An 18,842-nucleotide genomic window follows, 5' to 3' on the forward strand; every position below is an offset into this window, starting at 1 on the left:
CGTTCGGGCATACAAATTCATCTTACCTTATAGATAACGTTTAAACCACCCGGTAATCTCTTCTAATCTCGCAATTCGTAGGTTTGGTTTCCCTGTTCTTGACATATTATGATCGGATTCGGGGAAGCGCACAAATTCTGTCTCTTTGCCTAAATCTTTTAATGTAATAAAGAGTTGTTCCGCTTGCTCGATCGGACAAACGAAATCTCGTTCTGCATGAAGGATCAATAGAGGTGTCTCGATATTCTCCGCATATTTTAATGGCGACTGCTTCCATAGCGTATCGACATCTGTCATCCCTGCTTTTAAATGCCAGTCGGTGAAGTAATAGCCGATATTCGATACACCGAAGAAGCTGACCCAGTTGCTGATAGAACGTTGTGTGACGGCTGCTTTGAAACGATTCGTATGCCCAACAATCCAGTTTGTCATGAAGCCACCGTAGCTACCGCCCGTTACGCCAAGGCGCGTTTCATCGATCCAGCTTTCGGTTTTCAACACTTCATCTAGCCCTGCCATAATGTCTTCATATCCACCGCCACCGTAATCGCCACGCACCGCGTCAACAAATGCTTGACTGTAACCGTGACTACCACGCGGATTGAGATAGAGAACACCGTAACCTTGCGCCGCTAGCACTTGCATCTCATGGAAATACGTATAACCGTACATCGCATGCGGTCCGCCATGAATTTCCACAATGAGCGGATACGTTTTACCTTCTGTAAATTTCGTTGGCTTCATGAGCCACCCTTGAATATTTTCATTACCATTCGTATAATAAATCGTTTCGGGTTCAACTAACTCCACTTTCTTCAACCAACCTTCGTTGAATGAAGTCAATTTTGTCCGTTCGCCCGTCGCAATCGTTTGGCGATACAGTTCTCCAGGATTCGTCATTGTGCTTACGGTGAGCAATGCGAATTCAGCGTCTTTCGCAACGTCATAACCATAAACATGTTCTTCTTCACCAGTCGCAGGATAAATCGCACCGTCAAGTGTAGCCGCATATAAACGTACTTCCCCCATACTCGATAATTGGAAATACAGTTGCTCGTCTTCTGTCCAAACTACACCAGGCGCAATCGTTTGTTGCAAGTGATCGGAAATACTTTCGTCCCCGATCGGTGCATCAATCCCCGCTGTTAGATTCATCGCCTGACCATTCGTTTGATCATAGACGAAGACATCTGCCTGCGTGACGTTTTGGAACGTCATGTCATATCCTGTATACGCGATATAGCGGTCGTCTTTAGAGAAAGCGACATTGCCGAAAAAGCCTTGTTCATCGAGAATGACGGTCTCTTTTTTCGTTTCAATATCCACTAGTACTAACGGAACACTGAAGTCATGATCCGTCTGCGCGTTGCGATTGACACCGATGACCAATTGCTTGCCGTCATGCGAAACCGCTTCTAATGAATGATCAAATGGTTCCTTTGTGAAATTACAAACAGTGCACGTGGCCACATCGACATAGCCAATTTGTGTATATTGATCTTGTGGTAATACACCGATGAAGTCTTCTTTGTATTTCATTTTCGTCACACGGATTGGTTGTGGGAATCGTTCTTGCTTCTGTACCGTAGTACAAAATGTTTCGCCTGTTTTCAGCTTGCCCGTAAACCAGATTTTCTTGCCGCACGCTGACCATTCAAATGAATCAATCGCTTCTTTACAGTCCGTCAGCGCACGTGCTTCCCCGCCCGCTTTCTGTATAATATACAGTTGATTCGTTTCATTTCGATTCGATAAAAACGCTACTTGCTTACCATCGGGAGACCATTTCGGCGCACTCACTCGTTGCTTGCCATATGTCCACCGCGTTACCTCACCCGTCTGTAAATCGATATGATGGATGGCTGAATGATACGCATTATCCTCTTTATTTAATTCCGTCACCGTACACACCGCTTCTCGATCGTTAGGTGCCAACACCGGATTCGTTACCGACTTCGTTTCAAATAAATCGTCCATCGTTACACATCGTTTATTCATCTAACCCCTCCTATTTTCTTACTTTTCTCTCTAAACCATAACAAGACCGCACTTGCTTTGGCAATACATGCGTAAAAAAACGAGTGACGGGCTATCATTCCCCATCACTCGTTCCTATGATCTTTAACTTTTAACTTGATCTTTCAATGAACGTCTCAAAATTTTACCTGTCGTATTTTTCGGCAACTCGTCTAGAAACTCAATCGATTTCGGTACTTTATACTTCACGAGACGCTTCGCACAAAATTCATGCAGCGATTGTTCCGTAGCATCCGAACCTTCCTTCAACACAACATAGGCTTGTACTTCTTCACCGAAGTTCGTGTCTGGTACGCCAACGACTGCGGCTTCCACAATATCGTGGTGGCTAAACAGCACTTCCTCTACTTCTCGAGGATACACGTTAAATCCGCCGACGATAATCATATCTTTCTTACGGTCTACGATATAAAAGTAACCGTTTTCATCTTGTCGCGCCAAGTCGCCTGTATAGAGCCAACCGTCACGAAGTGCAGCTGCAGTTTCTTCAGGCATTTTATAATACCCTTTCATGACGTTCGGCCCGCGTACGATTAATTCACCGACGTGATTGTCAGGAACCTCTTCGCCCATTTCATCGACCACTTTATTTTCGACATTCATAATATTTGTTCCGATTGATCCAGGAACACGCTCACGATCTAACGGATTGAAACACGTAACCGGTGAGGCTTCAGATAAGCCATAACCTTCCGAAACCCGCACATTAAATTTCTCTTCAAAGTTATGAAGCAAGGAGACAGGCAGTGAGGATCCACCTGAAATCGCTAGTCTAATGGACTCGAAGTCTTCTGTTTTACCTTCCGGATATTGATAGAGGAAGTTATACATAGTAGGAACGCCCGCAAATACTGTCGCCTTCTGCTCGCGAATCATTTGGAATATCTCGCCCGGGCTAAAGCGTGGTTCAAGTAAAATAGTGGCGCCTTTCACGAGTGGTGCATTCGCTACAACCGTTAATGCGAATACATGGAATAAAGGCAATGTCGCTACGATTTTATCATTCTCGGAGAAACCTAAATAGTCCCCTACGTCACGCGCATTCGAGTAAATATTCTTATGTGTTAACATCGCACCTTTAGGATGTCCAGTCGTTCCAGACGTATAAAGAATGATAGCGCTTTCATCTTCGTCAACTTCAACCGCTTCCGTCATCGGTTTAGATTTCTTAATGAGCATGCTAAATGAATGCACTTTTTCCTTCACCGCTTCGTTCAGCGTACCTAACTTCTGTCCTGCATCTGGACTCATTTCACAGATGACATAGTTCTCAATCGTCGGGAATGACTGGCTTGCTACTTCTACCAGTGGCAGTAATGGATCGATCGCAATAACGGCTTTGGCATCACTGTTTTCTAGAATGTATGAAATTTCGTCAGGTGTATAGAGCGGATTGATCGGCACAGCTGTCGCTCCGATCCGCATAGTGGCATAGAGTGAGATCAAGTAGTGCGGCGTGTTGCCGAGTAAGAATGCGACTTTGTCCCCTTTATTGACCCCTAGGTTTTGTAGTGCGTTGGCGAACATGGATACGGACATATCAAACTGTGCGTACGTCGTGTCTTTCCCCATGAAGTGGTAGGCGATTTTACTTGGCTTGCTCTGTGCGGTTTGCTGAACACTAGAAACTAAATTCATGCTTTCATCTCCCTAACAAGTGAATGAATAACCATTCAGTAATTCGTTAATTATACTGATAAAACAATTAATTGGCAAGAGTTTACTGGGAATTTTGTTATTTTAGTTTATTAGGATAGGCTGGATGGGCTAAAGGGTTAGGGATTTGCGCTCTAGGCGGACGCGTTCTGGAGGGCACGCGGTGAGCCCTCTAGTCGCTACGCTCCTTTATCGGTCTCACCTGTCGTGCTGATCCTCCCAGAGTCGCCGCCTGCCGCTCCAATCCCTTGCAATCTTAGTGGGTGATACTTATTGTTGTGCATTGAAGTTTGGCTAGTATTCAGTGAATAACTGAAACATGAATTAGAATTAAACTTGAACTTGAACTTGAACTACATAAAGTGTAAAGACAACAACAGTTCATACACAATCTACAATGATTGACCTACGTACCTCCACTATAAACGTAGGATTGAAGCGGAAGCTGGGGCGACTCCGAGAGGATCAGCGTGCGCCTTGAGAACCTGGACAGATGCCTTAATTTCTGCAAAGTACACAGAAATACGGCAAAGCGAACCCTTCGCTGTTCGCTTGGCTCAAGCCACGCCCTCCGGAAAGCGTCCCCAGCTGGAGCTTCAATCCCCTTGCACCCACCATGCACCTCTCCGTTCATAAGAAAAGACACCCCTCCCTAAGAAGTAGGTGCCTTGATGTGTGAAATATAACGCCAGCGGATTAGATAGAAATAGAATATCTGCATCAGCGCAAAGCCCGCCAGCACAAGCGCTAGCTCCTTGACAATCGAAATTTCAGCGAGCGCATCCCAGATCACCTGCAGGGACATAAACGCAAACACACTGTGGATGAACGACACACCCCACGGGAAGAAAAACTGCGGAATCAATTGCCGATTGACGATCTTTGTAAACTCCCTATCCGTCATCCCAATCCGCTGCAACACCGCATACTGCCGTCGATCGTAGCTGAGCGACGTATACAAACGGAAATAGATAAAACTACCAGACGCCAGGAAAAATACGCCTGCCAGCAATAATCCGATAAACAACAGCAACGAAAACGTCATACGGATATGCGAGTAATTCAACCCTGGATTCTCAAACTCATAGCGCACCGGATCGCGGTGTTCGAGCATGAGCCCCGCCAGCACTTGGGCATGGATAGACAATCCGATTTCCCGCGTCTCTTGCCAGTCCCGTACGTTAAACGCATAATAATTAAACGCCAGTGCATCGACGCCCGCTTGTTCTTCAATTCGGTCGAAGTCCAAATGATTGACGACGATCGTATTAAGCCCAAGCGCATTTGGCGGAAACAGTTTATACGGATAGACGCCTTCGATTTCGAGTGAGACGCTGCTATCAGCCAGTTCGGTGTTGACTGACTCTGTCGACAACTGATTAGCGGCGGCTGCTGTTGCAGGTAAGAACAACGCGTGTCCACTTTGTAAGGAAAGCGGCTTTTCCCCGAAGGTTGCGGCCAATTCATTCAGATCAGATAGCTTGACGATATTGACTTTATTCTTAGTATAAGAAGATTGCTGTTCCAGCACACGAAATCGTACAGCCCAGTAATCAAGACCTTGTTGGTCGAGTTCATTGGTCAATTTCGCAATATGTTGATACTCGTAATCATTATGCGGCAAGCTTTTATAAATAAGCCCGAGTGGATTCACTTCACGGTATTGCGAAGCGAATGACGTTAACGACGCCAGAATACCGACTGACATGAACGCTATTGTCGAAACGATCGTCACGATGAAGAACATCCGTGCATTTTCTTTTAACCGAACGATGCTTTCCGAGATCGAGATCATCCAGAAGTCCCGCCAAAAAATTTTCTTTTGCCGTCGCAGTGCATGTAAAACGAGTGGTAAGGTGTCTGTAAAAAAGTAATACGTTCCGACTGTGAGGAGTGGCGGTAGCAAGAAGAACAGACTAATGATGCTCGAGCGTGAGACGAATGCAGCCATCGCGTAGGCGAGCAATAATAGCACAACGCCGAAGATCCCACGGCTTTTCGAGTACGAATAAACCGATTGCACGGCCATATCCCCATTTAATAAGTCCGATACTTGCCCTTGCTGAATGAATACGGGTGCGATATATGAAATGATAGCGAATAAACTAAGGAATGCACCCATCGTCAGCACGAATGGTTTCCAAGATAAATAAAGCGGTAAAACTGGAATTTGTACAATCGCTTTGACAATCATGAAGAAGAACTTTGAAAACATGAAGCCGAGGAAAATTCCGCTGATGATCGATGCAAACCCAAGCAACATCGTCTCGATGAAAATGAGGCGATGCAACTGGCGCTTTGCCATTCCGAGAAGCAATAACACACCGAACTCTTTTGATCGCGCCTGCAAAAATGCACGCATCGAATAAAACAGGAAAAACAGTGTGAAGATAAATAGAATGATTTCCGCTATGCCCATACCGAGCGTTGAAATCTCTTTTAGAAAGGTGTTTTCAATCGACGGATGGAACAGCAACATCGAATAGAGGAAAAACACCATGACGGAAAATACACTCGCCATGAAGAATGCGGCGTAGACTCGGCGGTTACGAAGGACGTTACGGTAAGCGAACTGTCGAAAAGTCATTCACATTCCCTCCAAGTAACGACAACACATTCAAGATCCGCTGGAAAAATGTTTGCCGGCGTTCGTCTTTATAAATTTCATTGAAAAACTCACCGTCTTTAATGAACAATACGCGGTCACAGTAACTCGCAGCAATCGGGTCGTGCGTCACCATAATGATTGACGTCTTTTCATGCTGGTTAATATGCTCGAGTAATTCGAGTACATCTTTCGCTGATTTGGAATCCAGATTTCCTGTCGGCTCATCCGCTAATACAATGCTCGGCTGATGGATGAGCGCCCGTCCTATCGCGGTACGCTGTGCTTGTCCACCTGATAGTTCATCAGGTCGGCGCTCCAAAATATCTCCCAAGTTCAGCTTTTGTGCCATATCTTCTACCCGCTTTTTCATCTCTTCAACAGGTAATCCATCAAGCGTTAACGGCAATACAAGATTTTCTTCCACCGTCAGCATTTGCAGTAAATTGATTTCCTGAAAGACGAAACCAATTTGCCGTCTGCGGAATAAAGCTATTTGATTTTGACTGAGCTTTTCTGGTTCCACGCCTCCAATGACAATCTTGCCATAGGTTGGAATATCCGTCGCCATCAATAAGTTCAGCAACGTCGTCTTGCCACTACCCGACGGACCCATAATGGCAACGAACTCCCCTTCTTGCACATCGAAGTCCAATTGATTCAGTGCACGATGTATAACTTTTCCTTCATAGATCTTCGTTACATCTTCCATCTTAACGACCGGTTGTGTCATTTGGTTGTTCACCCGCCTCTCCGTCTGTAAATAGTAATGCAATCGTCGTGCCTTCACCTTGTTTGGAAGATATCGTCAGTTGGTGGCCCAGTTTCTCACAGACTTCGGACGCAATATACAGCCCCATGCCCGTCGATTCACCGGACAATCTGCCGTTTTCTCCTGTGAAGAATGCTTTCGTCACACGATGTAAGTCGGATGCCGGTATTCCGATCCCTTCATCGATGATCTCAAGACACAGCCCTTCTTGAAGCTGCACTGCATTGACATGAATTTTCTTGCCTTTTTCAAATGTATATTTCACTGCATTCGTAATGAATTGATTGAGCATGAACTTGATCCATTTCCGGTCGGTCGCAACCGTTAAGTGCTCCTCGACGTTCAGCACGGGAAACAGGCCGTTTGCAATGAAAAGTCGTTTGTTGTCATTGAGCACTTCTTGCAACACTTGCCGAAGCAATAGCCGCTCAATTTGCATATCTTCTTCAAACGTTTCAAGCCGTGCATTGACCAGGACGATTTCCAATCCGTTTTGGATGCGCCCCACTTCCTGCTCGATACTCTTCTTATCGACTTCATCTTCTTGTAATAATAAATTAATGACCGAGATCGGCGTTTTCATTTGATGTACCCATTGATTCATGAAATGCAAATGACGATTTTGTCTATTATATAATGTCTGTACTTCATGCTGGTACAGGCGATATAATTCACGCGTAAATTCTATCGTCTTTTTATGTTCAGGAGTCATGACGTGCCGTATCAACGCATCTTCCATCTGCTTCGGTTTTTCAACGATTCTCGCATAATACGTACGCCGCATGATGTATTTCGCTCCCAAATAGCCCGCCGTAAGTAAGATACTCATCGCGACCGAATAGATCGCCGTGTTCGGACTGCGGAAGCCGTCAAGCCAAAACAATAGTAGAATGAACGATACGAGTCCGATTTGAAACAACATGAACGGTACATGCTCTTTAACGAACAGTGTGAAAGCTTTCATTAGGCTTCCGACTCCGGCATGAAGCGATACCCCGCACCACGCACCGTTTCAATCCAAGACCGCACATCATAATCGGTCAATTTCTTGCGCACTCTGGCCATATTGACGTTGAGTGTATTTTCATCGACGAATGACTGGTCATCCCACAGTTCTTCGAGTAACCTTTCGCGCGACACAACTTTCGGAGACTCGCCCATTAGCAATTCCAAAATGACACACTCTTTCTTCTGAAGCGGAATTTCTTCCTTGCCTTTTTGTAACGTCATCCGTTCTATATATAACGTCAGATCACCTGATGCAATCATGCGCTCCGACTGATTCGGTGAGTATTCCCCGAACGAACGACGCAAATGGCTTTTAATTTTCGCCAATACAATTTCATAATGGAATGGCTTCGTAATGAAATCATCGCCACCATTTTCGAGCGCAAAAACTTGATCCATATCACCAGAGCGTGCCGAGATGAATATAATCGGACACATCGTATGTTGACGTAGCTGACGGCACCAATAGTAGCCATCGTAAACCGGCAAGTTGATATCTAAAAGCACTAAATGCGGATTATACGCGTTACATTCTTCGACGACTCGGTCAAAGTCCTGAATAATTGCGACTTCATATTGATATTTTTCAAGCGTTCCCGCTAGCAGTTGGGCAATTTTCAAATCATCTTCTACAATAAATATTCGATGTTTCACCGTAACTCCTCACTTTCTCGTTATATTCAGTATAACGCATTTCACAGCACACATAAATAAATCCTCGTATACAAAAACGCATGCCCCGCAAGACATGCGCTGTTCTTTAATAGATTACATCCACAAATTCTTCCAGCTTAATACCACCAAGGATTTTCTCAACGTCCATTGACTCGAGTGCTTCCGTGATCGCCTTACGTTCGTATTTCACACCTACTAAACGATTTTCGATTTCTTGGACTTCGCCAACACCAAAAAAGTCACCGTAGATATTAACGTTTTCTATACTGCCTTTTTCGACTTGCAAACGAACATCAATGCCACCGACAGGAAAACGTTTGGACTGTTGCAAGTTGAATTTTGGTGAACGTCCGTAATTCCACTCCCAGTTACCATAGCGCTCCGCAGACAATTCACGGATTTTCGTCCAGTCTTCATCGGTCAGCACACGATACTCAATATTTTCTTCCCCATCGAACATCGAGTTCAAGATTTCCTGTCTAAACTGTTCAATGGAGATAGGCTCTTCCAAGAACTCGGAAATGTTCGCGACACGACTGCGAATCGACTTGATTCCTTTTGACTCGATTTTGTCTTTCCTCACTTTAAGTGAATTCACGACACCTTCCATATCTGTATCAAACAATAACGTCCCATGACTAAACATACGATCCTTTGTAGCAAACTGTGCATTCCCTGAGATTTTACGTCCATCAATCAAAATATCGTTACGACCAAGCAATTCCGCTTTGACCCCCATTTTAGCCAGCGCATCTGTTACAGGCTCTGTGAACTTCTTAAAGTTACGGAATGATTCCCCATCGTCTTTCGTAATGAAACTGAAGTTTAAGTTTCCTTTATCATGATACACCGCACCGCCACCAGACAGTCTACGTACTACGTGAATGCCTTGACGATCGACAAACTCTGTATTGATTTCTTCAACTGTATTTTGGTTCTTTCCAATTATGATAGAAGGTTCGTTGATATAGAACAGTAAATACGAATCTTTGTCTACGTCCATCGTATTGAGTACATATTCCTCAATAGCCAGGTTAATACGCGGGTCTGTAATGCCTTGATTATCGATAAATTTCATATTTTCTTCTCTCCTCACAAAATTGCTGCATTTATTTTCAGTTAATTCTTTCAATTCCAAACAGCTAAAACTGCCTGAAAGCCCGTCACAAAAGGCTTGAATCCATTTTAACAGATAGTTAAATGAATTGTTGACTTTCGGCATCTGTTATAATACAATGAGTATATAACAAAGAGTTATACAACAAACAGAAGGGGATTGATAAATATGGTAGAAAGCATCGTAGAATTTTTCAAGAACTTGCCGGCGAAGGTTTGTGTGACATGTGGAACTGAAATTGAAGAGCAGCACGAGTGTTACTCTAATCAATGTAATCATTGCAACGTAAAGTAAAACAAAACTTTCATTCGGCGAATATTCCTATATTCGCTTTTTTTGTGCGGAAATACATACATAAATTGAGCAGCTCGCCCATTGTGCTAGGCCAACCGCGCTTTCCAGACAAATCCACTCGCCATACAACATAAAAAAATCCGCACAACAATTGTTGTACGGATTTTTCTAGGTTATTTAAACAGCTTCGCCAATACGTGATCTTTCGCGGCGACTCCTTGATCGATACAGTCAGGTAGACCGACTCCATTATAGGAGGCGCCAGCCAGCTCGACCATTGGAAACTCCGATTGCACTTCTTCCCGCGCACGTAAAACCTTCTCTTTATGACCTACGCGGTATTGCGGTCTGTCCTCTTTCCAGCGTGTAATAATACAGAAATCAGGTTCACCTTCGAGCCCAAGAATTTCTTTCATATCTTGGCGAACAATCTTTTCGATCTCAGCATCCGGTAAGTCGACAATCGCTTCTTCCCCAACGCGTCCAACGAATGCTCGCACCATGACTTTATCGTCTGGTGTTGTCGTTGGCCATTTACGATCGACGAGTGTACATGCGGTAATCGAATGATTACTACTGCGTGGTACTAAGAAACCTGTTCCATCGATATCGCTCTTCATCGCACTCTTCGGGTAACCTAGTGCGACCGTTGCCACAGATGTCATCGGAATCGTTCCTAGTTCTTTCAACAGTCCATGCGGCTCAAATAAACGGCTCGCTACTACGTGGCTAGTCGACATGATGACTGCATCTGCTACGACTTGCTGCTGATCATTCAATGTCAGAACGGCACGGTCGTCTTGTTTCACTATTTTCGTGACACGCGTCTGTTTCATAACGTGGACATCAGTCAGTTGCTCTTCCAATGCTTCGATCAATGAATCCAGACCATTTTTAAATGTATGGAAAGCACCCATTTTCTTCGAACTATGACTATTTTTTTGCGGTAGCTGTTTAGGAGTAGTCTTCCTCATTCCTAAAATTAAGCTACGATAATTTTTTTCCACTTCATAAAACTGTGGGAAAGTCGATTCCAGGCTCATATGATCGATATCGCCGGCATAGACGCCCGACAATAATGGCTCTATTAGATTTTCCACCACTTCTGTACCAAAGCGTCGACGGAAAAACTTACCGAGCGACTGATCTCCAGTTACTTCAGAACGTGGTAATACAAAGTCACCTGCCGCACGTATTTTACCGCTTAAACTGAATAAACCTGACGTAACGAAGGGTTTGATTTCAGTCGGTACACCCATGACAGCACCTGCTGGGATTTTGTGCATCTGATTATGCAGCAATATATAGGCTTGCCCTGTTGCGTTACGCACAAGCTGATCATCTATACCCAGGTCAGTCGCTAATTGGTCTACACTTTTTTTACGGATCAAAAAGGAATCGGGACCGCGTTCGATTACATAGCCGTCTCGACGGACTGTTCGGATTTTTCCACCTAGTTCTGTTGAAGCTTCAATCATGATGATGTCTATGGGAAGTCCTTGTTCACGGGCATCTTTTTGCATATAATACGCTGCAGCGAGACCTGTGATGCCGCCGCCGATTATGACAACTTTTTTTCGTTCACTCATGTCCTTTTTCACTCCGATCCAATCGAATTCATTTTGTTGCGTGCAATTGATCCATTACCGCATCTGCCATCGCATCAATGAATAAAGGATCGGTGTTCGGCATAGCAGGTCTGTGGTACGCTGCGCCGATATCATCACATACTACTTTACACTCGTAGTCGTTATCGTACAGAACTTCCAAGTGATCTGAAACGAATCCAACTGGTGTGTAAACGAATGATGTATATCCTTTCGTTTCAAACAGTTCACGTGTGAGATCTTGTACGTCCGGACCTAACCAAGGATCAGGGGTTTGCCCTTCACTTTGCCAGCCGAGTGCGTATGTTTTTACGCCTGCTGCTTCCGTAATCATTTCTGCAGTTTCTTTCAACTGATCAGCGTATGGGTCACCGTTAGCCAGAATCTTTTCCGGTAACGAGTGAGCCGAGACGATCAAGCATGAATTGTTGCGCTCAGTCTCGTCCATCGCGTCATAGGTTTGACGCAATTGGTTCGCCCAGTACTCGATGAATTTCGGTTGCTTGTACCAGCTTTCAACTGAAGTAAGTGTAATCCCGTGCTTGTCTGCTTCCTCTTTCGCGCGACCGTTGTATGATTTAACGGAGAACGTAGAGAAATGTGGTGCCAATACAATGGATGCAGCTTCCGTAATACCATCTTCATGCATTTTTTGTATGGCATCTTCCACGAATGGTGCAATATGCTTCAGACCTACATATACTTTGAATTCAATTTCGTCTTGTGCTTCGTTCAAACGCGCGCCTAGTGCGTTCGCTTGATCGTCCGTAATCCGCGCAAGTGGTGAAATGCCTCCGATTGCCTCATAGCGATTGCGAAGATCTTCTACTTGTTCCGGAGCCGGCGGACGGCCTCTACGGATATGCGTGTAATACGGTACTAGATCGTCATAGGAGTTTGGTGTACCGTACGCCATAACGAGTAAGCCCATTTTCTTTTTCGTCATCATTTTCACCTCATGGTTGGATTGTTATTTCGAACGTAATTCTCTACTATAGTCATGTACGAAAGCTGTTAAGCGTTTCAATGTTGCAGGTTTTACGTCAGGGAACACACCATGGCCTAAGTTGAAGATGTGGCTACCGTGTTCTACACCTTGTTCAACAATAAGCTTTGCACGTTCTTCGATGACGGACCAGTCTGCCAGTAACATGGATGGATCCAAGTTTCCTTGCAATGGCTTTGTCAAACCGCGTTCACCCGCTTCTTTGATAGACAAGCGCCAATCCAGTCCTACTACGTCGACTGGTAGGTCATGCCATTCATTCGCCAAGTGGCTTGCGCCGACTCCGAATGTAATCAATGGAATATTTAATTTACGCAGTTCCGAGAAAATACGAGTCATTGTAGGTTTAATGAAGATTCGGTAATCCGATACATTCAATGCGCCTACCCACGAATCAAATATTTGCACAGCTTTCACGCCTGCGTTAACTTGTGCTTGGATATAACTAATCGTCATATCAGCTAACTTATCCATCAATGCGAACCAAGCTTGTGGCTCAGATACCATGAAGGACTTTGTCAGGTTATAGCTCTTTGAAGGACCGCCTTCGATCATATAACTCGCAAGTGTAAACGGTGCGCCTGCGAAACCGATTAGTGGTACATTCAATTGCTCCTGTGTCAGCAATTTTATCGTATCCAACACGTAAGGAACTTGCTCTTCTGCTGAAAACTCACCTAAGTTTGCGATGTCTTGTGCAGAACGAATCGGATTTGAGATAACAGGACCTACGCCTGATTTAATCTTTACGTCTACTCCGATTCCTACAAGTGGTGTAACAATATCTTTATATAAAATAGCTGCATCTACATCATATTGATCTACAGGAAGCTTTGTTACATACGCACACAATTCTGGCTGATGCGTAATTTCTTCCAAGGAGTATTTCTCTTTGATTTTAAGATATTCCGGCTGTGAACGTCCTGCTTGACGCATAAACCAAACGGGCGTGTGTTCAATTTCCTCGCCTCTCGCAGCACGTAATAACGTATCATTAAAAGTTGACATATTCAGAGATACCTCTTTCCATTATTTTAATTTCTTTCACGTAACTCATATACGTTCTCATGATAAACCGTTGACAAGTCAATGTATAGTGAATTGCGCCTTTGTCATAATTTTGTGCTAGGACAACTCACACTTCTGCCACGCTTTAGACAATCATTCCTAACTTGCTTGCAACAGACGTGTTTGATTCGGAGGAATTAAGGGAATTACTACATGTAGAATCATACACTAGTAAAGAGTGTTGTTAAGTTAATTAAGTACAGACGATCGTTACTAGCCAAAGGAGGAACTTTACATGAATATTTATATGACAACTGGAACGCTGGGTTTTATGGAGAAGATCAAAGACCAGCACACTGATGAATCTATACTTTTGATGAATGGCGGCGGCAGTACACTGTTGCTACATGAGACAAATGGCAAGAGCGTATTTCAAACACCAAGGAAATTTGAAGTAGTAGGTTCTTACGGTAACCTGACAGAACCTGGATTCTTTGCAATGGATAACGTTGCAGTGACAGATGAAGGGAAACCAATTTTCGAACATCAATACAAGCACCTGGGCGAACAACTGCAAAACATGCCAGGTTTCGTAGCCTTCCGCTTATTGCGTCCTATCGGTTCTGATACGTATACATTGCTGACAGAATGGACAGATCGACGCTTGTACGATATTTGGTATAACTCTCCAGGTAATCAATTATCCGATAAAACGGTTTTCAAAGATGCCGGTGGTGCTACGCAACATATCTTCACAAGCGCTCCATACACTACACATTATAAAACACCTACTGAAGAGGTTTGACGTTTCGACGTCAGACCTTCTTTTTTTTGTTAAACGACGTCTAACCTACCATTTTTCATTCGTTTCAGTTGCCAGAAATTTCAAAACTCGTAGTTTGCGATATGGCTGACCCCTTGCTATACTAAACGAATTGATTGACTTATTTGTCTATTAGAAAGGGGTTTTATTAATGAGAGAACAATTATTTCAGAAACTCGAACAATCTTATGACGATATGGTAGAGATTCGCCGTTATTTGCATATGAATCCCGAAGTTTCATTTAAAGAAACGAAAACCGCTGCCTATATCGCTGACTTTTATAAACAACTGGGAGTGGAAGTACGTACTGGAGTAGGCGGCAATGGTGTCGTCGCAAGAGTCAAAGGTGCGAAGCCAGGAAAAACGGTTGCTTTGCGAGCAGACTTTGACGCGTTACCTATTCAAGATCAAAAAGATACACCCTACGCTTCCACTGTACCGGGCGTCATGCACGCATGTGGACATGATGGCCATACCGCCACACTTCTCCAATTGGCAAAAGCTATGAATGAAATGCGCGAGGATCTTACTGGCGAATATGTATTTATCCATCAACACGCGGAAGAATTAGCTCCAGGCGGCGCGATTGCGATGATCGAAGACGGCTGTCTAGAAGGTGTCGATGTCATTTTCGGCACGCATTTGTGGTCTCTATTTGACTCAGGCGTGATCTATTACGCTCCAGGTCCAATTATGGCTGCAGCGGACCGATTCAATATTACCATTCAAGGTGCTGGCGGACACGGCGCTTCTCCACATCAAACGAAAGACGCGATCGTAATCGGTTCACAGCTCGTGATGAACTTGCAACAAGTCGTCTCAAGACGTGTGGATCCCATTGAATCAGCTGTACTATCCGTCGGCTCATTCGTCGCAGAAAACGCCTTCAACGTCATCGCCGACCAAGCTGTCCTAGAGGGAACTGTTCGCACATTTACTAATGACGTACGCAATCTAATGGAACAAGAAATAAAGCGTGTAGCTGAAGGCACGGCCTTGACTCATGATTGCCAAATTACTGTAAACTACTACCGTGGATATCCGGCAGTGATCAATCATGAAAAAGAAACGAACTACCTAAAAACTATTGCTGAATCTATTCCGAATCTACAAGGCGTAGAAGAAATGCAACCTCAAATGGGTGGAGAAGACTTCGCCTACTACCTTGAAAAAGTTCCGGGTACTTTCTTCTTCACGGGCGCCAAGCCGACAGATGCATACCCTCACCACCATCCACGTTTCGACATAGATGAAAAAGCTATGATCGCAGCAGCTAAAACATTGTGTGCTGCGGCTATTGAGTATCAGAACTAAAGATCAGTACGATGCTGAAGAACGTCCCTATTCTCTTGGGATGGTCTTCAGCTTTTTAACTTTTCTATAGATATAGGGTTGTGGTTTAGCTGGCAATGTAAGTGGCAAGTTCATTACCCCCACTACGGCGCTGATGGATGGCTTTCGCGATGTCACTGATCTTCTCTCCATTAGAACCGCAACCTAAAGAAATACCACTTAGTAGCGCAAGCACCACTGCGGGGTAGGCCGTGGCCAGGAGACAACTGGCGGCACTTTGCCAGCTGGCTCCTGGCTGGAGGCAATACCCCACGTGCCTGCGTGGGTCCAGAAAGCAGACAATCAGTCACTTCGATGCCCAACAACCAGTCGAGCAACGACCCGCAGCCGCATAGTCTATCTGTCAAAAGCGTTTAGTAGTCGGGTAACAGACGTAATCTTTCAATTTATTCGTTCTATTAAAACCACAACCATTCGATAAAAATCATCATATTAATAGAACATTTACTATTTTCCAACATTACAGTTGATTTTCGTTTTTTCTATACTATAATTAATACGTATATGGTCCTATTAAACGGGAGGGAACAACATGGCTAATCCACATTATCTATCGTCTTACATCGTTACATTTCATACTTTTGCATTACTCCATGGACAACATGCGAATCCATACTATACAAAAGTAGTGGAAAGCGACCGGACTTTTATTGTCGAGAAAACACCATTAGAAATTATGAGAGAGTCTTGTGCGCATTACCGTTCCAACTTTGAGTCCATTATTAACAGTTCCAAAATGGATTTGAAAAACCGACCAAAGCCACCAATTATGCTGACTCATTCGAATGATCGGCCGTTATTATTTTTCCCTTTACTGTCCCCTACCTTACATAAAAACTCATGGGTGGCTTATCATGCAGTAAAAGACGCTTTTCAGCACGAGGATGGTGTAACCGTGATTCTAAAAAACGATACGCAGATGCATCTAGATACGTCGTTAGCAACTGTTTATCGCCAAATGGCATTATCGCATATTTTGTCTCAACGATTTGAAAATGCTCAGGAAGAATTGCGAAGTTCTTATTATATGATCATGGACCCGAAGAGTTCTGATTCGACAATTTCCTAATATACAGATTCAGTAACTCTTCCGATCGGTTACGCAAGCGAACATTCAAGTAGCGTCGCATATCTTGATAGCCATCATGTAAAAATACATATTCCGTAAATAGTTCATCTGTTGAATGGCGTATCACTTTCATTTTATGCTTTCGCAAATACAAAGAAGTTGTTTGTAGATCAGCAGAAACTGTGTTCATCGTCTCGTCCAGCAAATTAAGGTACGGACTTTTCAGTTTAAACGGTACCTTCTCTAATAACTGACGGTCACGTTCCATAATCGTCAATAGCATAGGAAGATAAATATAGTTCTCCAAATACGGCATTGCCTCTGCGGGGATCAAAGGCATTGAATTCGCCTCCTTACAGAACGTGTGTTCTTAATCTAATTATAATTCCTTTAACGCAGAAAAGCAAGTACTCGTAGTATGGCTTTTTTTCGCATAAAAAAACTTCCAGTTGTACTCACTGGAAGTTTTGTCGCTAAATCAACCTATCAAGCGGTTTATTCTTTTACTGGTTCATCACCTATAAAGTGGATTGAAAACACTTTCCATGCGCCATCTTCTTTATTGAATACAGTCACTTGGCGACCTTCATGTGTATTCTCTACCTCTGTCTCAATATCCGTGAATGTCGTTTTCAATGTAGAAAATAACTGTGCGCTATCACCTGAATATTTTACGATCGTTTCATGATCTGTTTCACGTTTCATCGTAGAATTCTCAAGCATTTCTTCCGTAGCCTGACGCTCTTCTTCGAGATCATAGCCTTTAGTAGAAAGTGTAGTCAGATAACCTTCTACGTCTTGATTGTTCAATGTTTCGATGTAGTTATCAAAAGCAGCTAGAATTTCTTCTTTATCTTCTTTTGGTACGTCTGTAGCTTCTTCGACTTTGTCACCTGACATGCTGAATCCTACTTTATTTTCATCTACTCCATGATCGATGGCGCCACTGCCTGGTGCTGGTTCGCCAGTTTCAGGATTATTTTGATTCGTTTCATCTGCGTTACCGCATGCACCTAATACGAGCACTAATGCCATGGATGCGACTGCTAATTTTTTCTTCATATGCCCCTCCTACGTAGAGAAAAAGGCCTTCAACATGCAAAGACCTTTTCTTCTATTAATTATTTTACTTCTACCCAACCATTTTTGATCGCTGTCACAACAGCTTGTGTACGGTCATTTACACTCATTTTTTGCAGAATGCTGGAAACGTGGTTTTTCACCGTTTTTTCTGAGATGAAGAGCGTTTCACCGATTGTCCGGTTGCTCTGACCATCTGTCAATAATTGTAAAACTTCACATTCGCGCTTCGTCAATAAATGGAGTGGACGACGAATGTCGTTCTGCTGGAAGGATCCTTTATGTTCTCTCTCACTCAAACGACGGAATTCTGTTACTAAATTATGCGTAATTTTTGGATGTAAGTATGAGCCACCATTTGCTACTACTTTGATCGCCTGAATAATTGCGTCTGCATCCATTTCTTTTAGCATATAGCCGAGAGCACCTGTTTTCAAAGCGTGTGTTACGTAGGATTCGTCATCATGAATGGATAGCATGATGACGCGTGCATCGGGAAATTCTTTTATTAATTGCTCAGTCGCGTCTACACCATTCATGCGTGGCATATTAATATCCATCAGCACTACGTCTGGCTCATACTCTGTGTACAATTCAACTACTTCGACTCCATCGTCGCCTTCTGCTACTACGTTAAATGATTCTTCAAAATCCAAAATCCGTTTAACTCCTTCACGGAATAATTGGTGATCATCTACTATCAAAATTTTTGTCGCTTCCATATCCTATTC

At 43.7% G+C, this 18,842-nt stretch carries 17 protein-coding genes; 4 read left to right on the forward strand and 13 right to left on the reverse strand.

The features are described 5' to 3' along the window. Window positions 1–27: 27 nt before the first annotated feature. The 7 genes from H605_RS0101450 to H605_RS0101485 form a co-directional block, all read right to left on the reverse strand. The gene (locus tag H605_RS0101450) at window positions 28–1,998 is read right to left on the reverse strand and encodes a S9 family peptidase (protein ID WP_029052556.1); all 1,971 of its coding nucleotides are present in this window, start codon (window positions 1,996–1,998) and stop codon (window positions 28–30) included. 123 nt (window positions 1,999–2,121) lie between these two features. Next, on the reverse strand, window positions 2,122–3,675 hold the full coding sequence (locus H605_RS0101455; protein ID WP_029052557.1) for a fatty acid--CoA ligase family protein: 1,554 nt from the start codon (window positions 3,673–3,675) through the stop codon (window positions 2,122–2,124). A 670-nt stretch (window positions 3,676–4,345) separates the two neighbouring features. Next, window positions 4,346–6,280: an FtsX-like permease family protein gene (locus H605_RS0101465; protein ID WP_029052559.1), complete on the reverse strand. Its 1,935-nt coding sequence runs from the start codon at window positions 6,278–6,280 to the stop codon at window positions 4,346–4,348. Beyond that, window positions 6,252–7,031, reverse strand: a complete 780-nt coding sequence (locus H605_RS0101470) for an ABC transporter ATP-binding protein (protein ID WP_037561354.1) — start codon at window positions 7,029–7,031, stop codon at window positions 6,252–6,254. The genes H605_RS0101465 and H605_RS0101470 overlap by 29 nt, the downstream gene beginning before the upstream one ends. Beyond that, a complete protein-coding gene (locus H605_RS0101475; RefSeq protein ID WP_029052561.1) occupies window positions 7,012–8,034 on the reverse strand; it encodes a sensor histidine kinase in 1,023 nt (340 codons plus the stop codon). The genes H605_RS0101470 and H605_RS0101475 overlap by 20 nt, the downstream gene beginning before the upstream one ends. Next, the gene (locus H605_RS0101480; protein WP_029052562.1) at window positions 8,034–8,732 is read right to left on the reverse strand and encodes a response regulator transcription factor; all 699 of its coding nucleotides are present in this window, start codon (window positions 8,730–8,732) and stop codon (window positions 8,034–8,036) included. The genes H605_RS0101475 and H605_RS0101480 overlap by 1 nt, the downstream gene beginning before the upstream one ends. 106 nt (window positions 8,733–8,838) lie before the next feature. Beyond that, entirely contained in the window at window positions 8,839–9,831 is a 993-nt protein-coding gene (locus H605_RS0101485; protein ID WP_029052563.1) for a lipoate--protein ligase, read from the reverse strand. A 207-nt stretch (window positions 9,832–10,038) separates the two neighbouring features. Here H605_RS0101485 and yhfH point away from each other — a divergent pair, with 207 nt between their 5' ends. Further along, complete coding sequence (yhfH, locus tag H605_RS18550; RefSeq protein ID WP_081657806.1) at window positions 10,039–10,164, forward strand: protein YhfH; 126 nt, start codon at window positions 10,039–10,041, stop codon at window positions 10,162–10,164. A 173-nt stretch (window positions 10,165–10,337) separates the two neighbouring features. On the opposite strand, the gene hemY is transcribed toward yhfH, so the two are convergent. The 3 genes from hemY to hemE are packed head-to-tail and all read right to left on the reverse strand — an operon-like array spanning window position 10,338 to window position 13,785. Then, window positions 10,338–11,753 carry a protoporphyrinogen oxidase gene (gene hemY, locus H605_RS0101490; RefSeq protein ID WP_029052564.1) on the reverse strand — a complete coding sequence of 472 codons (1,416 nt, stop codon included), beginning with the start codon at window positions 11,751–11,753 and terminating at the stop codon, window positions 10,338–10,340. Between the two features lie 28 nt (window positions 11,754–11,781). Continuing rightward, on the reverse strand, window positions 11,782–12,717 hold the full coding sequence (hemH, locus tag H605_RS0101495; protein ID WP_029052565.1) for a ferrochelatase: 936 nt from the start codon (window positions 12,715–12,717) through the stop codon (window positions 11,782–11,784). A gap of 24 nt (window positions 12,718–12,741) precedes the next feature. Continuing rightward, the gene (hemE, locus tag H605_RS0101500) at window positions 12,742–13,785 is read right to left on the reverse strand and encodes a uroporphyrinogen decarboxylase (protein ID WP_029052566.1); all 1,044 of its coding nucleotides are present in this window, start codon (window positions 13,783–13,785) and stop codon (window positions 12,742–12,744) included. Between the two features lie 295 nt (window positions 13,786–14,080). On the opposite strand from hemE, the gene H605_RS0101505 reads away from it, so the two are divergent. From H605_RS0101505 to H605_RS0101515, 3 genes are all read left to right on the forward strand, one after another. Beyond that, the gene (locus tag H605_RS0101505; RefSeq protein ID WP_029052567.1) at window positions 14,081–14,590 is read left to right on the forward strand and encodes an antibiotic biosynthesis monooxygenase family protein; all 510 of its coding nucleotides are present in this window, start codon (window positions 14,081–14,083) and stop codon (window positions 14,588–14,590) included. Window positions 14,591–14,759: 169 nt separating this feature from the next. Continuing rightward, the gene (locus H605_RS0101510) at window positions 14,760–15,923 is read left to right on the forward strand and encodes a M20 family metallopeptidase (protein WP_029052568.1); all 1,164 of its coding nucleotides are present in this window, start codon (window positions 14,760–14,762) and stop codon (window positions 15,921–15,923) included. Between the two features lie 571 nt (window positions 15,924–16,494). Then, window positions 16,495–17,031, forward strand: coding sequence for a competence protein ComK (locus H605_RS0101515; RefSeq protein ID WP_029052569.1), 537 nt, complete (start codon window positions 16,495–16,497; stop codon window positions 17,029–17,031). Here the strand turns inward: H605_RS0101515 and H605_RS0101520 are convergent. The 3 genes from H605_RS0101520 to H605_RS0101530 all read right to left on the reverse strand — a co-directional run bounded on the left by H605_RS0101520 (window position 16,994) and on the right by H605_RS0101530 (window position 18,833). Continuing rightward, window positions 16,994–17,371: a YhjD family protein gene (locus tag H605_RS0101520; RefSeq protein WP_029052570.1), complete on the reverse strand. Its 378-nt coding sequence runs from the start codon at window positions 17,369–17,371 to the stop codon at window positions 16,994–16,996. The two genes, H605_RS0101515 and H605_RS0101520, sit on opposite strands and share 38 nt — an antisense overlap. A gap of 155 nt (window positions 17,372–17,526) precedes the next feature. After that, a complete protein-coding gene (locus H605_RS0101525; RefSeq protein WP_029052571.1) occupies window positions 17,527–18,093 on the reverse strand; it encodes a nuclear transport factor 2 family protein in 567 nt (188 codons plus the stop codon). A 59-nt stretch (window positions 18,094–18,152) separates the two neighbouring features. After that, complete coding sequence (locus H605_RS0101530; protein WP_029052572.1) at window positions 18,153–18,833, reverse strand: response regulator; 681 nt, start codon at window positions 18,831–18,833, stop codon at window positions 18,153–18,155. Window positions 18,834–18,842: the final 9 nt, after the last annotated feature.

The organism is Sporosarcina ureae DSM 2281, from assembly GCF_000425545.1.
GTDB lineage: Bacteria > Bacillota > Bacilli > Bacillales_A > Planococcaceae > Sporosarcina > Sporosarcina ureae.

Bases quoted from the DNA above. Each gene is read 5' to 3' on its own strand.
- H605_RS0101515 (WP_029052569.1), top strand. From the start codon at position 16,495: ATGGCTAATCCACATTATCTATCGTCTTACATCGTTACATTTCATACT.
- H605_RS0101475 (WP_029052561.1), bottom strand. From the start codon at position 8,034: ATGAAAGCTTTCACACTGTTCGTTAAAGAGCATGTACCGTTCATGTTG.
- H605_RS0101470 (WP_037561354.1), bottom strand. From the start codon at position 7,031: ATGACACAACCGGTCGTTAAGATGGAAGATGTAACGAAGATCTATGAA.
- H605_RS0101450 (WP_029052556.1), bottom strand. From the start codon at position 1,998: ATGAATAAACGATGTGTAACGATGGACGATTTATTTGAAACGAAGTCG.
- H605_RS0101465 (WP_029052559.1), bottom strand. From the start codon at position 6,280: ATGACTTTTCGACAGTTCGCTTACCGTAACGTCCTTCGTAACCGCCGA.
- hemH (WP_029052565.1), bottom strand. From the start codon at position 12,717: ATGACGAAAAAGAAAATGGGCTTACTCGTTATGGCGTACGGTACACCA.
- H605_RS0101530 (WP_029052572.1), bottom strand. From the start codon at position 18,833: ATGGAAGCGACAAAAATTTTGATAGTAGATGATCACCAATTATTCCGT.
- H605_RS0101510 (WP_029052568.1), top strand. From the start codon at position 14,760: ATGAGAGAACAATTATTTCAGAAACTCGAACAATCTTATGACGATATG.
- hemE (WP_029052566.1), bottom strand. From the start codon at position 13,785: ATGTCAACTTTTAATGATACGTTATTACGTGCTGCGAGAGGCGAGGAA.
- H605_RS0101455 (WP_029052557.1), bottom strand. From the start codon at position 3,675: ATGAATTTAGTTTCTAGTGTTCAGCAAACCGCACAGAGCAAGCCAAGT.
- H605_RS0101485 (WP_029052563.1), bottom strand. From the start codon at position 9,831: ATGAAATTTATCGATAATCAAGGCATTACAGACCCGCGTATTAACCTG.
- H605_RS0101525 (WP_029052571.1), bottom strand. From the start codon at position 18,093: ATGAAGAAAAAATTAGCAGTCGCATCCATGGCATTAGTGCTCGTATTA.
- yhfH (WP_081657806.1), top strand. From the start codon at position 10,039: ATGGTAGAAAGCATCGTAGAATTTTTCAAGAACTTGCCGGCGAAGGTT.
- H605_RS0101520 (WP_029052570.1), bottom strand. From the start codon at position 17,371: ATGCCTTTGATCCCCGCAGAGGCAATGCCGTATTTGGAGAACTATATT.
- H605_RS0101505 (WP_029052567.1), top strand. From the start codon at position 14,081: ATGAATATTTATATGACAACTGGAACGCTGGGTTTTATGGAGAAGATC.
- hemY (WP_029052564.1), bottom strand. From the start codon at position 11,753: ATGAGTGAACGAAAAAAAGTTGTCATAATCGGCGGCGGCATCACAGGT.